The organism is Microbulbifer pacificus, from assembly GCF_033723955.1.
Taxonomy (GTDB): domain Bacteria; phylum Pseudomonadota; class Gammaproteobacteria; order Pseudomonadales; family Cellvibrionaceae; genus Microbulbifer; species Microbulbifer pacificus.
Genome location: NZ_CP137555.1, coordinates 975,821 through 990,632 on the forward strand (window position 1 = coordinate 975,821; position 14,812 = coordinate 990,632).

At 58.4% G+C, this 14,812-nt stretch carries 14 protein-coding genes; 6 read left to right on the plus strand and 8 right to left on the minus strand.

All coding sequences use genetic code 11. The features are described from left to right. Nucleotides 1–247 precede the first annotated feature (247 nt). Nucleotides 248–520 (plus strand): hypothetical protein, encoded by a 273-nt coding sequence (locus R5R33_RS04415; RefSeq protein ID WP_318954835.1) that lies wholly within the window; start codon nucleotides 248–250, stop codon nucleotides 518–520. Between the two features lie 42 nt (nucleotides 521–562). On the opposite strand, the gene R5R33_RS04420 is transcribed toward R5R33_RS04415, so the two are convergent. Further along, nucleotides 563–826: a DUF3820 family protein gene (locus R5R33_RS04420; protein ID WP_404810382.1), complete on the minus strand. Its 264-nt coding sequence runs from the start codon at nucleotides 824–826 to the stop codon at nucleotides 563–565. Nucleotides 827–993: 167 nt separating this feature from the next. On the opposite strand from R5R33_RS04420, the gene R5R33_RS04425 reads away from it, so the two are divergent. Further along, a complete protein-coding gene (locus tag R5R33_RS04425) occupies nucleotides 994–3,294 on the plus strand; it encodes a S46 family peptidase (RefSeq protein ID WP_318954836.1) in 2,301 nt (766 codons plus the stop codon). 73 nt (nucleotides 3,295–3,367) lie between these two features. On the opposite strand, the gene R5R33_RS04430 is transcribed toward R5R33_RS04425, so the two are convergent. Genes R5R33_RS04430 through dcd form a run of 3 tightly spaced genes read right to left on the minus strand, consistent with a single transcriptional unit; the run spans nucleotide 3,368 to nucleotide 5,354 of the window. Beyond that, nucleotides 3,368–3,553, minus strand: coding sequence for a hypothetical protein (locus tag R5R33_RS04430; protein WP_318954837.1), 186 nt, complete (start codon nucleotides 3,551–3,553; stop codon nucleotides 3,368–3,370). A gap of 9 nt (nucleotides 3,554–3,562) precedes the next feature. Then, nucleotides 3,563–4,771, minus strand: coding sequence for a BaiN/RdsA family NAD(P)/FAD-dependent oxidoreductase (locus R5R33_RS04435; protein ID WP_318954838.1), 1,209 nt, complete (start codon nucleotides 4,769–4,771; stop codon nucleotides 3,563–3,565). Nucleotides 4,772–4,784: 13 nt separating this feature from the next. Continuing rightward, entirely contained in the window at nucleotides 4,785–5,354 is a 570-nt protein-coding gene (gene dcd / locus R5R33_RS04440) for a dCTP deaminase (RefSeq protein ID WP_318954839.1), read from the minus strand. Between the two features lie 232 nt (nucleotides 5,355–5,586). On the opposite strand from dcd, the gene imuA reads away from it, so the two are divergent. From imuA to R5R33_RS04460, 4 genes are all read left to right on the plus strand, one after another. Further along, nucleotides 5,587–6,303 (plus strand): translesion DNA synthesis-associated protein ImuA, encoded by a 717-nt coding sequence (gene imuA / locus R5R33_RS04445; RefSeq protein ID WP_318954840.1) that lies wholly within the window; start codon nucleotides 5,587–5,589, stop codon nucleotides 6,301–6,303. An 18-nt stretch (nucleotides 6,304–6,321) separates the two neighbouring features. Next, complete coding sequence (locus R5R33_RS04450) at nucleotides 6,322–7,827, plus strand: Y-family DNA polymerase (RefSeq protein ID WP_318954841.1); 1,506 nt, start codon at nucleotides 6,322–6,324, stop codon at nucleotides 7,825–7,827. Next, nucleotides 7,811–8,119 (plus strand): GIY-YIG nuclease family protein, encoded by a 309-nt coding sequence (locus R5R33_RS04455; RefSeq protein ID WP_318954842.1) that lies wholly within the window; start codon nucleotides 7,811–7,813, stop codon nucleotides 8,117–8,119. The genes R5R33_RS04450 and R5R33_RS04455 overlap by 17 nt, the downstream gene beginning before the upstream one ends. A gap of 125 nt (nucleotides 8,120–8,244) precedes the next feature. Continuing rightward, the gene (locus tag R5R33_RS04460) at nucleotides 8,245–11,394 is read left to right on the plus strand and encodes an error-prone DNA polymerase (protein WP_318954843.1); all 3,150 of its coding nucleotides are present in this window, start codon (nucleotides 8,245–8,247) and stop codon (nucleotides 11,392–11,394) included. A 52-nt stretch (nucleotides 11,395–11,446) separates the two neighbouring features. On the opposite strand, the gene R5R33_RS04465 is transcribed toward R5R33_RS04460, so the two are convergent. The 4 genes from R5R33_RS04465 to R5R33_RS04480 all read right to left on the minus strand — a co-directional run bounded on the left by R5R33_RS04465 (nucleotide 11,447) and on the right by R5R33_RS04480 (nucleotide 14,692). Next, entirely contained in the window at nucleotides 11,447–13,303 is a 1,857-nt protein-coding gene (locus tag R5R33_RS04465; protein WP_318954844.1) for a cation:proton antiporter, read from the minus strand. Between the two features lie 97 nt (nucleotides 13,304–13,400). After that, nucleotides 13,401–13,646 carry a YdcH family protein gene (locus R5R33_RS04470; RefSeq protein ID WP_318954845.1) on the minus strand — a complete coding sequence of 82 codons (246 nt, stop codon included), beginning with the start codon at nucleotides 13,644–13,646 and terminating at the stop codon, nucleotides 13,401–13,403. 172 nt (nucleotides 13,647–13,818) lie between these two features. Then, on the minus strand, nucleotides 13,819–14,283 hold the full coding sequence (locus R5R33_RS04475; protein WP_318954846.1) for a pilin: 465 nt from the start codon (nucleotides 14,281–14,283) through the stop codon (nucleotides 13,819–13,821). Between the two features lie 262 nt (nucleotides 14,284–14,545). Continuing rightward, on the minus strand, nucleotides 14,546–14,692 hold the full coding sequence (locus R5R33_RS04480; RefSeq protein WP_318954847.1) for a hypothetical protein: 147 nt from the start codon (nucleotides 14,690–14,692) through the stop codon (nucleotides 14,546–14,548). Nucleotides 14,693–14,812: the final 120 nt, after the last annotated feature.

Here is a 14,812-nt window from a genome sequence, read left to right on the forward strand (position 1 = left end):
TACGGACCGCTTCTTCTTGGCACTCCACCTCGTCCTGCGATGGGGGAGTCTTCCCGGGACACTACGAGTATAGGGTCGACAGGGTCCACTCCAAATATTTTGCACAGTTACCACAAAGAAAATGTGCTCGCTGAACGCTTGGGATGCTTGGGGATTGCGAATGGGAAACAGCGTCGTTGGGATGTAGCCAGGCCCACCATACACTCCTCTGGCAACGTCAGTGCAAACCTATTGGGATGGAGTTTTTATGCAGTTTCAGACTCTCAAACGTACCGGCATGACATCCATGCTGGTTCTGACCCTGGCGAGCGCCGGCTGCGCCAGCATGAGCGATACCGACCGCCGTGTGGGTACCGGCATCGGTGTCGGCGCGGTAACCGGAGCACTGATCTCCGGTGGTAGGCCTGGCGGTACCGCCGTGGGGGCCGTTCTCGGTGGTGTCGGCGGTTGGATCTACGACCGCGAGAAGAAAAAACGCTACTACTACGACAGTCGCGGCCGCCGCGTTTACGAGCGCTAACGGTCAGGAAATTTATTCGGCAGTGGGCCCGCTATCGCGGGCTCACTGTGCTTTAAGCGGTTTGATCAACCCGTCCAGCCCCTCAATCTTTATTTCCAGTGTCATTGCCATCAGATGACCCAGCCTGCCGTTGGGAAAGCCCTTTTTGGCAAACCACAACAGATATTCTTCCGGCAGGTCAATCAGAGGCTTGCCAGCATATTTTCCGAATGGCATGGGCGTGCGGGCGATATCCAGTAAATCCTGTTTTTCAAACATCACCGTCTCCCCGCTTTTCATCACAACATCAACTACTTGGTTCGCCACACATTCTACACTGTGGGCTGACTTATCCCGATGGATGCGCCAACGATCTCAGCAAGGATTCTTACTTCCCTGATTCTGTGGCAGCATCTGGGCCACGTGGCCGCAGATAGTGGCCGTATGATTTTTAAACTCTGCATTTAAATCCTGCGTACAGTCAAGGAATCACAGTGATCGACAACAAGTTCATACATAAAGCGGGGCTGGCGCTCACCATTGCCCTGCTGACCGCCTGCGGCAAGCCCGCAGATAACAGCAATACGCCCACCAGCAGTGCACCTGCCACGGCGACGGAAAGCACCACCGTCAGCATGTCGGACAATGTATCCACCGAGGGTATGTGGATGCCGCGCCAGTTGCCCGAGCTTGGCGACAAACTGAAAAGCCTGGGCCTGGAGCTGGACCCGAAGACCATGACGGATCTCACCCAGTTCCCGATGAATGCGGTGGTAAGCCTCGGCGGCTGCTCTGCGTCCTTCGTGTCACCACAGGGTCTGGTGGCCACCAACCACCACTGCGCCTACGGTTCTATCTCGTACAACTCCACCGAAGACAACGACCTGCTGACCAACGGCTTCCTCGCCAAAACCCTGGACGAAGAACTGCCTGCGGCCCCCGGCTCACGTATCTATGTCACCGTGGGCATGAACGAAGTCACCGACAAGATCAACAGCAAGCTCAGCGACGACATGGACGGCGCCACTCGCTTCAAGGCCATTGAAGATGCGGAGAAAGCACTGGTCGCAGACTGTGAATCCGATCCCGGCCACCGCTGTGAGGTGTACAGCTACTACGGCGGCGCCAGCTATTACCTGATCAAGCAGCTGGCAATCCGCGACGTGCGCCTGGTGCACGCACCGGCCGCCTCCATCGGCAAATTCGGTGGCGACATCGACAACTGGATGTGGCCCCGCCACACCGGCGACTACTCCTTCCTGCGCGCCTATGTGAGCCCGGAAGGCAAGCCCGCCGACTTTTCCAAAGACAACGTGCCCTACAAGCCCAAGCACTTCCTGAAGGTTGCCACCAAGGGACCGGAAGAAGGTGATTTTGTAATGGTCGCCGGCTACCCCGGCAGCACCAACCGCTACCGCACCGCGGAAGAAGTCAGCAACAACTTCAGCTGGTACTACCCCACCATGCAGAAGGTACTGGCGGAATGGTCCGAGGTAATTGGCAAGGCCACCGAAAACAACAAGGACGCCGCGCTCAAATACGCGAGCCTGGTTGCAGGCCTCAACAATTACTCGAAAAACTTTACCGGCATGATGGAGGGCTACAACCGCAGCGATCTGCTCGCCCGCAAACAGCAGCTGGAAAAGGACCTGCAGGCGTGGATTGAGGCCAATCCGGAAGCCAGCAAGAAATACGCTTCCGTGATCAGTGATCTGCAGAAACTGGTCAGTGAGCAACAGTCCACCCAGGAACGCGACCTGCTGCTCGGCTACATGAACCGCTCTGCCATGTTGAGCACCGCACAGCGCCTGTACCGCCTCAGCCTGGAAAAGCAGAAACCGAACATGGAGCGCGAGCCCGGCTATCAAGAGCGCGACATGACCCGCTTTACCGAGAGCCTGCAGCGCATCGAGCGCAACTTCGAGCCGACGGTGGACCAGTCCATCTGGACCTACTTTATCGAGCGCTACAACGCGCTGCCGCAGGATCAGCACCTGGAGAGTTTCGACAGTTATTTCGCTGGCGACCTGAGCGGTGATGCACTACAGCAGAAGCTCGCGGCCATGTATGAAAAAACCGGCCTCACCGATACCAAAACCCGCCTGGCGTGGATGGAAAAGTCACCGGAAGAATTCCGCGCGAGCGACGATCCGTTCATCAAACTGGCGGTAGCCACCTATGACGACCGCTTTGCGATCGAGCAGAAAGACAAGGCAATGGATGGCAAGTTCGCGGAAGTGCGGCCGAAATACATGGACCTGCTGATCGCGTACTACAACGAGCAGGGCAAACCGGTTTACCCGGATGCCAACAGCTCCCTGCGCCTCACTTACGGCCTGGTGAAAGGTTACACCCCACCCGCCGGCACCATCAAAGGCCCCGCCGATGGCAACGATGGTAAAGACAGCTTTGTGCCCTTCACCACGCTGCGCGGTATTGAAGCCAAATACACAGGTGAAGATCCCTTCGATGCACCCCAGGCCCTGCTGGATGCCATCAAGAACAAGGACTACGGCCGTTTCTACAAGGAGAGCCTGAGCTCGGTGCCGGTAAACTTCCTGAGTACCGTAGACATCACCGGCGGCAACTCCGGCTCCGCCACCATGAACGGCAAGGGTGAGCTGATCGGCCTGGTGTTCGATGGCACCTACGATAGCATCAATGCCGACTGGGACTTCAACGACAACACCCGCGCGATCCATGTGGATGTGGCCTACATGTTGTGGGTGATGGAGAAGGTGGACCACGCGGATAACCTGCTGGAAGAGATGGGAGTTGCGGCGCCGAAGCAATAATTCAGCGCACCGCTCAAATCACATCCTGAAATAAAAAAGCCGGCAATTCTGCCGGCTTTTTTACATCTGCTTTTTACAACAGTTCTGTCTTGGTTTTTCCACACCGCTGACAACAATACTCCGTTACCAGCCTTCCCTGCTTCACATCAAACTTGCGCTCGGTCACTACTTTCCATTTATGGAAACCGTCGCGACAAAGGCTGCTGCCCTTGTGTTTTTCCCAGGCCGTCTTGCGTTTGAAAGGCAGTATGTCACCCATGTTTTTTCCTCACACCTCGCCGCCGGCCGCATGGGCGGAAGCCCAGGCCCACTGAAAATTGAAACCGCCGAGCCAGCCGGTCACGTCGAGCACCTCGCCGACAAAATACAGTCCCGGCTGCTTCATACTTTCCATACTGCGCGATGAAACCTCATCGGTATTCACCCCGCCGAGTGTCACTTCCGCGGTGCGGTAGCCTTCGGTGCCCTCGGGAATCAGGCTCCAGGTCTGCAGTTTTTTGCCCACTTCACGCAGTTCGCTGTCACCGTACTGCTTCAGCGGTTTGCTCTGCAGGCCGTTTCTGTGCAGGAAAAACTGCACCAGTTTTTTGCTCCAGAACTCGGTCAACAGCGTGTGCAGGAAACTCTCCTGCTTTTTACCGCGCTGCTCCATAAGCCACTCGGGCAAATCCAGTCCAGGAACCAGATCGAACTCCACCGGCATGCCCTTTTTCCAGTGGCTGGAAATCTGTAGTACCGAAGGGCCGGAGAGCCCCTTGTGGGTAAACAGCATCTGCTCGTGGAAACTGCCTTCACCGCAACTGGCGGTGACCGCCAGTGAGGTTCCCGGCAATTCCTGCTGCCGCTCCAGCGCGCGCTGGTTCAGGGTAAAGGGCACCAGCGCGGCGCGGGTCGGCACGATACTGTGGCCGAACTGTCGCGCAACGTCGTAGCCAAAACCGGTCGCACCCATGGTGGGGATCGACAAGCCGCCGGTGGCGATCACCAGGGATTCGCACACTACCTTTCCCAACGACGTGTGCACTTCAAATCCCTTCGCCTTACTCTCATCAGCAACAGGCTCGATACGCTGGATCTCACAGCGGGTTCGGATCTGGGCTTTCGCCTCGCGGCACTCCGCCAGCAGCAGATCGACGATATCCCGGGACTTGTTGTCGCAGAACAGCTGGCCGAGGGTCTTCTCGTGGTAGGGGATCCCGTGCTTTTCCACCAGGGCGATGAAGTCCCACTGGGTATAGCGGGCCAGGGCGGATTTACAGAAGTGGGGATTTTCGCTGTAGAAGTTGTCCGGCGCCGTGTACAGATTGGTGAAATTGCAGCGGCCGCCGCCGGACATCAGGATTTTTTTGCCGACCTTGTTGGCGTGGTCCAGCACCAGCACACTGCGGCCGCGCTTCCCCGCCACCGAAGCACACATCAGGCCGGCGGCGCCGGCGCCGATGATGAGCACATCGGCCTGGGAGGGGAAGTCTGTCATAGGTTTTTTTGCATCAGGTCCGCGGCAGGGTCACGCCGCGCTGGCCCTGGTACTTGCCGCCGCGATCCTTGTAAGACACTTCACAGATCTCATCGGACTCGAAAAACAGCATCTGAGCCACACCTTCATTGGCGTAGATCTTCGCCGGCAGGTTGGTGGTGTTGGAAAATTCCAGGGTCACATGCCCTTCCCACTCCGGTTCCAGCGGGGTCACGTTCACGATGATGCCGCAGCGCGCGTAGGTGGACTTGCCCAGGCAGATGGTCAGCACCGAACGCGGGATACGGAAGTACTCCACGGTGCGGGCGAGCGCGAAGGAGTTCGGCGGAATAATGCAGTAGTCGCCTTCCACATCCACAAAGCTGTCCTGGTCGAACGCCTTGGGGTCAACGGTGGCGGAGTGCACGTTGGTGAAAATCTTGAACTCGTTGGCGCAGCGCACATCGTAGCCGTAGCTGGAGGTGCCGTAGGAGATCAATCGGTCACCGGACGCCCCGTGGCGTACCTGACCCGGCTCGAAGGGCTCGATCATGCCCTCATTTTCAGCCATGCGGCGAATCCACTTGTCGGATTTGATACTCACCCCTGCCCCCTCGGTTTACACAAAAGTCTGGTCATAAAAAAGAGGCGGAATCATAGCCGTTTTGCCCTGTGCAAAAAAGTGGCAGCCATTGCGACCGCCCCTATCACTTGCCTTCCCATATCACCCGACCCGCGCTTGCCGCCCCTGGATAAGTACTGTATAAATTACCAGTAGATACTGTATAGGTAACCAGTCAAACCCGTTTGAACAGCCCATGCGGAGCGAGCAGATCGTGAACAACGCCGAAAACTTCATGCAAAACAAGCAGTTAAGTGAACAGGCCGCCAATCAACCCGTGCAGCCGTTGCAACAGCTGCTGACCCGGCCGGATATCTGGCAACTGGCCAGCCGCCAGCAACAGCCTCGCACCGGTATCAGTACCGGCTATCGCGGTCTCGACGCGCTGCTCGCCAACCACGGCTGGCCCCGCGGCGCCAGTACCGAGCTGCTGGTCGACAAGGCCGGCATCGGCGAAATCACCCTGATCCTCCCGGCCCTCGCGGAGATGACCCGGCAGAACCGCATGGTGATCCTGATCAACCCACCGCATATTCCCTACGCGCCGGCACTGGCACAGGCCGGGGTACAGCTGGAGAAACTGCTGCTGCTCCACCCCCGCGGTCAGCGGGATCAGCTGTGGGCAGCAGAGCAGGCCCTGCAGTCCGGCGCCTGCGGCGCCCTGGTCAGCTGGCAGGGCAAGGACGTGCTGGCAGACAAGGACTTGCGGCGCCTGCAACTGGCCGCCCGCGAGGGCGACTGCCTGCACTTCCATTTCCGCCCGGGTTCCAGTGCCAACACCCCCTCCCCCGCTGCCCTGCGCCTGCAGTTGCACAGTGACGGCGAGCAACTGGCTCTGCAGCTGCTGAAGCAACTGAACGGCAAGTCTGGCCAGCGCCTGCACCTGGCCCGCAACCCGGATCTGACCCGCCGGGATCAGCCACTGCACTGAATCAGGAAGGAATCCACCATGCTCTGGCTCTGTATCCAACTGCCCAAGCTCTCACTGGAAGCCCTCACCCGCGCCCACCGCGCCGGTGATACGGCGCCCCTGGCGGTATCCCAGAGCAACCTGATCATCGAAGCCAATTCCGCCGCCAATAGTCACAACATCGAGCCCGGCATCAGTATCGCCACGGCCTGCGCTTACTGCCCGGGCCTGCAGCTACTGGAGCGCGATAGCGAGCGGGAAGCGCAGCTGCTGCAACAGCTGGCCCACTGGGCCTACGGCTTTACTCCGGTGGTCTCCCCCCGCGCCAGCAGCCCCGAGAACAAGGCCCTGAGCGAGGGCCCCGCCTGCCTGTTTCTCGAACTCGGCGGCAGCCTCAAGGCCCAGGGCGGTCTCGCCCCCTTGCTGCAACAGCTCGGCAAGGAGCTGCACAAGATGCGTATCAGCCACCAGATGGGCCTGGGCCACAGCCCCAGCGCCGCGCACCTGCTCTGCCAGCTACCGGAGCACCGCCAGTGGCTGGAGCAGACCAAAGTCCCGCCCAGCCCCCAGCAGTGGAAACAGTGGATCAGTTTCGCCCCCAGCAAACTGCTCGACTGCAACAACAAGGCCATCGCCAAACTCTATGCCTGCGGGATTAAACGAGTCAGCCAGCTGCTCGCCATTCCGCTGTCGGAAGTGGGCAGCCGCTTCGGGCGCGACTTCATCGACTACCTCGCCCGCCTCAACGGCTCGCGCCCGGACCCGGTACCCAGCTACCAGCCGCCACCGGAATTTCACAGCGAACTTTTTTTCCCGAGTCCACTGGATAACAGCGAACAACTGCTGTTCCCCGCCGGTCGCCTGGTGCGGGAGCTGTGCCGCCAGCTGCAGCGGCGCCAGCTGTACAGCCCGGCGCTGTACTGGGTGCTGGACTACGGCAGTCGCGGAACCGAGGAAGTCAAAGTGGAGCTGTCGCGCCCGCTGTTTGATCCCCAGCGGCTGATTGCACTGACAAAATTGCAGCTGGAGCGGGTGGAACTGAAAGAGCCGGTACAGGCGCTGGCACTCAAATGCAAACAGCTGCGCCCGCTGGAAACAAAAGCACTGCGCGAAGATTTTTTCGAAGAGGGCAGCGGCCAGCACGAGAGTTATCAACTGATCGACAAGCTCAAGGCCCGACTCGGCCACCAGGCACTCTCCGGAATCACCCTCAAGGAGAGCTACCTGCCGGAACAGGCCTGGTCCAGCGCCGACAGTCTCACACTGCAAAGCAAACCACGCGGGCACCAGCTACACCCGATCAACGCCCCCCGCCCCAGCTGGCTGTTGCCGCGGCCGGACAGAATCCAGCAGCGCGAGCACAAGCTGTTTTACGACGGCGAGCTGCAGTTACTGCAGGGCCCCGAGCGCGTCGACGGCTACTGGTGGCAACACCACCGCCACGCCCGCGACTACTACATCGCCCGCGGCTCCCAGGGCAGCCTCTACTGGGTGTTTCAGGATCTGACGTCGGAGGACTGGTTTCTGCATGGGGTTTATTCATAACCAAGCCAAGCAACCCTGTGTCTACCTCCTTGCTAGCCAGCGCAATGGCACGCTCTATACGGGTGTTACATCGAATTTGATACAGCGTATCTGGCAACACAAAGAAGGCTTTGTAGAGGGATTTACCCTGAAATATGGGATCAAGACTCTAGTCTGGTTTGAGCTGCACAGTTCTATGGAGCACGCCATTCGGAGAGAGAAGGCCATTAAGAATTGGCGCCGAAGCTGGAAGTTAAACCTGATAGAGAATCAAAACCCCGATTGGAAAGACCTCTACCACGACCTTATTTAATTACATTTCTCATTTCCGTCATCCCGGGCTCGACCCGGGATCCAGCAACGGAACCCAAAGTAACCACTGTGCCCTTTACTGGATACCGGCATTCGCCGGTATGACGATTCAGATATTCAACGGTAATGCTGTACGCCGAACTCTTTTGCCAAAGTAATTTCTCCTTTCTCCAGGGCGCTTCCCACCCGCAGGAGCTGATCAGTACCGCCCACCGACTCGGCTACCGCGCGCTCGCCATTACCGATGAGTGCTCCATGGCCGGCGTGGTGCGCGCCTACTCCGAGCTGGAAAAATTGAAGGCGGAAGGCAGCCAGCTCAAGCTCATCTGCGGTAGCTTCTTCCGTCTCGCGGACAGCACCCAACAGCTGGTCTTATTGGCCCCGAGCAAAGCGGCCTACAGTGAAATCTGCCGCTTGATTTCCACCGCGCGCCTGCGCACAGAGAAAGGCCTGTATCACGCAAGCCTCGAAGATATTCTCAACCACAGCCAGCACACGTTCTGCCTGTGGCTGCCTGCCGCCACACCCCTGGAAATTCCGCAGGCGCTAAAAGAGCATTTCCGCCAGCGGCTCTACATCGCCCTCAACAACCGTCTGCAACCGGCACAGAACCTGCGGCAGCAGCAGCTGATCGAATTCGCCCGCGCCCAGAATCTGCCACTGGTCGCCACCAATGCAGCGCTGATGCACAGCCGCAGTCGCAAGCCGCTGCAGGATGTGCTCAATGCCAGTTACCACAACTGCACGCTGGAAGAACTGGGTTATCGCCTGGAACAGAACGCCGAACGCTATCTCCGTTCAATCGGTGAGATCGCCAGCCTGTACCCGCGGGATGCCATCGAAAACACCCTCGCCATTGCCGAGCGCTGCAGTTTCTGCCTCTCCGAGCTGCGCTATCAATACCCCGCGGAGGTACTGCCGGCCGGCAAAAATGCCAGTGCATACCTGCGAGAACTGGTGGAACAAGGCATCCAGATTCGCTGGCCCAACGGGCCCGCACCACATATCCAGGAGCAGATAGTCACCGAGCTGGCACTGATTGCGGAGCTGGAATACGAGCACTACTTCCTCACCATTCACGACATCGTCCTGTACGCCCGCAGCCAGCACATTCTCTACCAGGGGCGCGGTTCCGCTGCCAACTCAGTGGTGTGCTACTGCCTGTTCATTACCGAAATCGACCCGCACAAGATCGGCCTGCTGTTCGAGCGCTTTATTTCCCGCGAGCGCAACGAACCGCCGGATATCGACGTGGATTTCGAACACGAGCGGCGCGAGGAAATCATCCAGTACATTTACCGGAAATACGGCCGCGAGCGCGCCGGCCTCGCCGCCACCAAAATCACCTACCGCTTCAAAAGCGCGCTGCGGGATATCGGCAAAGCGCTGGGGCTGAACGCTGCCACCATCGAGCGGCTGCAGGCGGAGCGCACCTGGTGGGACACACTGGAAGACTTCCCCGCGCAGATACAGAAAGCCGGCATCGACCCCAGCGGCACCGCGGGCAAGATGCTGCCGATCCTGCTGCAACAGATTTACGGATTTCCGCGGCACCTGTCCCAGCACGTGGGCGGCTTCGTCATCACCCAGCAGCCACTCAGCGAACTGGTGCCGCTGGAAAATGCCGCCATGGAAGACCGCACCATCATCCAGTGGGACAAGGAAGATATCGAAGACCTGAAATTGATGAAGGTGGATATCCTCGCCCTGGGCATGCTCACAGCCCTGCGCAAGTCACTCACCTATATGGCCCTGTACGGCAGGAAAATGCGCCTGCAGGACATACCCCCGGACTGCAAGGACACCTACGAAATGATGTGCCGCGCCGACACCGTCGGCGTATTCCAGATCGAGTCCCGCGCGCAGATGAGTATGTTGCCGCGCCTGCAGCCGCGCACCTTTTACGAACTCACCATCGAAATCGCCATCGTGCGCCCCGGCCCCATTCAGGGCGGCATGGTGCACCCCTACCTGCGACGCAAACAGAAACAGGAACCGGTGCGCTACCCGCACCAAAATCTGAAGCCGGTGCTGGAGCGCACCCTCGGGGTGCCAATTTTCCAGGAGCAGGTCATCAAGCTATCGATGGTGGCCGCGGGTTTCAGTGGCGGCGAAGCGGATGAACTGCGCCGCGCCATGGCCAGCTGGGGCAAGAACGGCAACCTGCTGGTGTTCCGCGAGAAGCTGGTCAACGGCATGCTCGCCAACGGCTACGAGCGCAGCCTGGCGGAACAGCTGTTCGAACAGATGAAAGGCTTCGGTGCCTACGGCTTCCCGGAATCCCACTCCGCCAGCTTCGCCCTGCTCGCCTACTTCTCCGCGTGGATCAAACAGCACCACCCGGCCGCCTTCTACTGCGGGCTGCTGAACAGCCAGCCCATGGGTTTCTACGCGCCCGCGCAGCTGGTGTACGACGCCCAGCGCCATCACGTCAAAGTGCTGCCCATCGACGTGCGCTACAGCCACTGGCACCACAACCTGGAGTTCTCGTCCTCGTCATCCCGGCGAACGCCGGGATCCAGTCTCCAAACCCCAGACCACCCTCTGGATACCGGCATGCGCCGGTATGACGAAAGAGGCACACCCAATCTGCGCCTCGGCATGCGCCTGATCCCCTCGCTACAGGAAGCCACCGTAGACAGCATCGTCGGCGCCCGCCAGCAGTCTCCTTTTATCCACATGCCGGACTTCCACCAGCGCGTGCCCATTTCCGCAGAACAGCGCAGCGCCCTCGCCAGCGCCAACAGTTTTCAGGGCCTATCACAAAGCCGCCAGCACACCACTTGGGACACTCTCAGCCAACAGCTGGACCGGCTGGCAAGCCACAGCCATCCCGCAGAAGGCAGCCTGGAGGACAACACCTACAACGACTACCAGAGCACCGGGCTGACCCTCAACGAACACCCCATCGCCCTGCTGCGCAAACAGCAGCGGTACCGCAATCTGTTGAGAGCCTGCGACCTGGCCAACTGCCGGGATGGCCAGCCGGTAAAAATCCTCGGCCTCACCACCTGCCGGCAGCGGCCGGGCAGCGCCGCCGGCGTGATGTTTTTAACCCTGGAGGATGAAACCGGCGTGGTGAATGTGGTGCTGTGGGAACAGGTGCAGAAACGCTACCGGGCGGAAATAAAGGGCGGAAATATCCTGCTGATCGAGGGGCTGCTGCAGATCAGCACCAGCCCCGGGGAACAACAGTATTCGGTAATCCATCTTGTGGGGCAGAGGTTACGCTGCCTGGAATGGGGAGAAATTCAGAGTGTCCGCAGTTTTCATTAACTTAAACGCACTCAAACACGCCCCACACTCCCCAACCGTAGTGCAACAAGTGTCACCCCGCCGAAGCCTCACCGAGCCCCTGTGGCTCGCGGCCTTCCACCGACTCTGGCGCTTCCTCCGGCGCGATCAGGCTGACAATCTGCCAGTCCGCCTTGAGTTCAAATTCCTGTGAGGTGGTACAGATATGGATCTTCCCCTGTGGGTCCACCGCATAAAGTCGCGTGGCGCGGCTGCCATAGGTTTGCCGGTAGTCCTCGATGGTGAAGGATTCCGTTAGGCCCGTGGTCCTGATACCTGCCCCTTTCGCCACCAGGCTGGCGAGGCGGCCGTAGGTCGCATTTTCCGAAAAAAGCTCGAGCTTTTTCGCGTATTCCTCCGATACCCGGTGGCTGGCCCGCCCCTCCTGTGCACCCTGGCTGAGCCCCAGTACCGAGCCATTGCCCAGTACATGCTCAAAATGGTAGGTCACCAGTGGGTTGAGCTGCTTGTAGGGAGACAGCACCAGAACCTTGCCCACGGTGGCGAGATCCATGGTCAGGCTAGCGTGTTCGGAGATCGGGTTACCGTAGTAGGTGGGGATATTTTCCATGCGCGCCTGGCGAATGGCGTCCCAGTTCGTATCAGCGATCCTGACCGAAACGCCCTTATCCAGCAGGTCTTTTGCCAGCATCCGCGCGAACGCACCACCACCAAAAATAAGGAAGCCACTGGGAAACGGAGCGCGAACACCCAGCAGCTTTGCGACCCCTTTGGAAGTCAGGCTTTGCAGGACCACTGTGGCGATAATCACCAGAAACACCATCGGCACCAGCAGTTCGGATTTAGCCAAACCGAGCGCATCGAGCTTCAGCGCAAACAGCGCTGATACCGCCGCAGCCACGATGCCCCGGGGTGCAATCCAGCTGAGCATCCCCAGCTCGCGCCAGCTCAAACCGGAACCGGGCGACGACAGGAAAACACCCACAGGCCGGGCAACAAACATGATCGCCGCCAGCACCAACAGCGCGCCCCAACCCAATTGCGCAAGCGCGGAAAACTCCACCCGTGCAGCCAGCAGGATAAACAGTGCTGAAATCAGCAGCACACTGAGGGTTTCCTTGAACTCCAGGATGTCGTCGACATCCAGGTTTTTCATGTTGGCCATCCAGATCCCCATCACGGTTACCGTGAGGAGGCCCGATTCGTGTGTCATCAGGTTGGAAACGGCGAAGGCGCCGAGCATCAGGGTCAGCACGGCCGTATTGCGCAGGTAGTGAGGTACCCAGTTCTTCCTGAGCAGCGAGCCCAGGAAATACCCCATCAGCGAGCCAACCCCAAAACCGATCGCCACCACCTTCAGGAAGGTGACCAGCGTATGCTCAAACGCGCCGTGGGAGGCAACAATGTACTCGTACACCAGCACCGCCAACAGCGCACCGACGGGGTCGATAACGATCCCCTCCCAGCGGAGGATATTGGAGATACGCGCATTGGGGCGCACCGACCGCAGCATCGGCACAATCACCGTAGGCCCGGTAACGGTGACAATGGCACCGAACAACGCGGCCAAATAGAATGGCATACCGAGCGCATAATGGGCCACCGGCGTGGCAATCAGCCAGGTCACCAACACACCCACGGAACACAAGTTGCGCACCATGGTGCCATGCCCGGCGATATCGGAAAGCTTGAGTGTCAGCGCCCCTTCAAAAAGGATGATCGCCACCGCCAGCGACACCAGCGGGAAAAGCAGATCCCCGAACAACACATCCGGGTCGAGCACGCCGGCAACCGGCCCAAGTACGAGACCGGTCAGCAATAGAGGAAGGATCGCCGGCAGCTTGAGCATATACGCCAGGTACTGACAGGCGATCGAAGCGAGACCCACCATCACCAGCAGTGCCATGGGGTCCGAGAAAATGTGTTCCATAGAGTCAGCTGGCCAGTTGCGGTAGAAAATGGCCTAGCAGGTTATAGACTGACAAGTCGCCCGGCAAGCCGCGCCAGACTCCGTCAACTAATGCCAATCAGTGCTTATGATGCTTGGCCTGCATATACAACTGATCTTTCAATCGCGCACGCTGGAATTTCAGTTCATTGAAATGATCATCATCGGTGGCAACACCCCGCTCCTCAAGGCCACGGATAACCTTGTCCAGCTTGTGGTAATTGTCGCGGTCATTCTTGAACTGGATACTGTCCTGAATCAGGTGGCGGATACTGTCGGCTAGATCGGGAAACTCGGTTTCCAGGGTACGGGAGGGAATGGCCATCAATTGCTACTCCTCGTGATTAGTATTCCATTCGACAAGATTAGTCTCAGTGTAATTCAATTCCGAGCCAACTAATCGCACTTGAAAGCCACCGACCAGCACCAAGTAGAATAATTGTCAGAAACCAACCACCCGCAACGAGATATCAATGAGTATCGGCGCATGAAAATAATTAACCACGACAAGAGTTGGGCAGGAAATTGCGGGCTATAGTGGTGCCATCGCCCTCACTACCGCAGCGCCAGCTATGAATAGAAACGCCAACATCGGAACTGGCAAGAGGCTGGCCATCGGACTTCACGGGCGCCATAGACAACCTGCCGGAAATCCCGGGAATATTTTGCACAGTGACCAGGACCGTCCCCTCGGCAGTGGTTTCGATTGCAGCGACGTATTTCGTCGTAGCGACTGAGGACTCGCATCCCCAGTTGCCCGCGGCCGGAAGACTGATTCCCGCCGGAGACTGCACCGCTTCGGTTATCGAATCTCGACAGACACTGGCCGCCAACACAACCTCAGACATTTTCGCACGCCTGGCGTAGTTCTCGTAAGCGGGAATGGCGATGGCCGCCAATATGGCGATTATAGCAACCACGATCATCAGCTCGATAAGAGTGAACCCCTGCCTAGACTTCATAAGCACATCCCTGTTTCCATGGCGAGAGACGCCTAAAAATAAATATCACGTCGCAAAGCAAATATCACGGCATGAAGAAGCCACATAAGCGTAGCTTATATTTTTAAACATTCACCAAAGCCAAGAATTTTGCGTGTCTTTAAACGCCGCAACGAAAGCACTCTAACCATTGCCTAATGCCGGTGATACTAGGCCAGAAGATACAGCTGATTTTTCAAGTACATTCGCTGGATTTTCAATGCTTTGAAAGGGTTCTACCCAGTTATCCCCTTAGACCGCGGAAAGCCTTTTTCAGCTTGTGGTAATTGTCGTCGTCATTCCTGAACAGGATAAAAGCTTGAATCTGGTGACGAACACTGCCGGCGAGATCGAAAAATTCGGCCTCCAGGGTCCGAGAGGTAATAGCCATTGACTGAAACTCCTAGTGATTGATACTTCATCTATGCGCTGCAATCTCCAAGCAACCAACAATCACAAGTACACATCCAAAGATAGAAACAGATTTCCCTCACTTCCATATCCGCACACC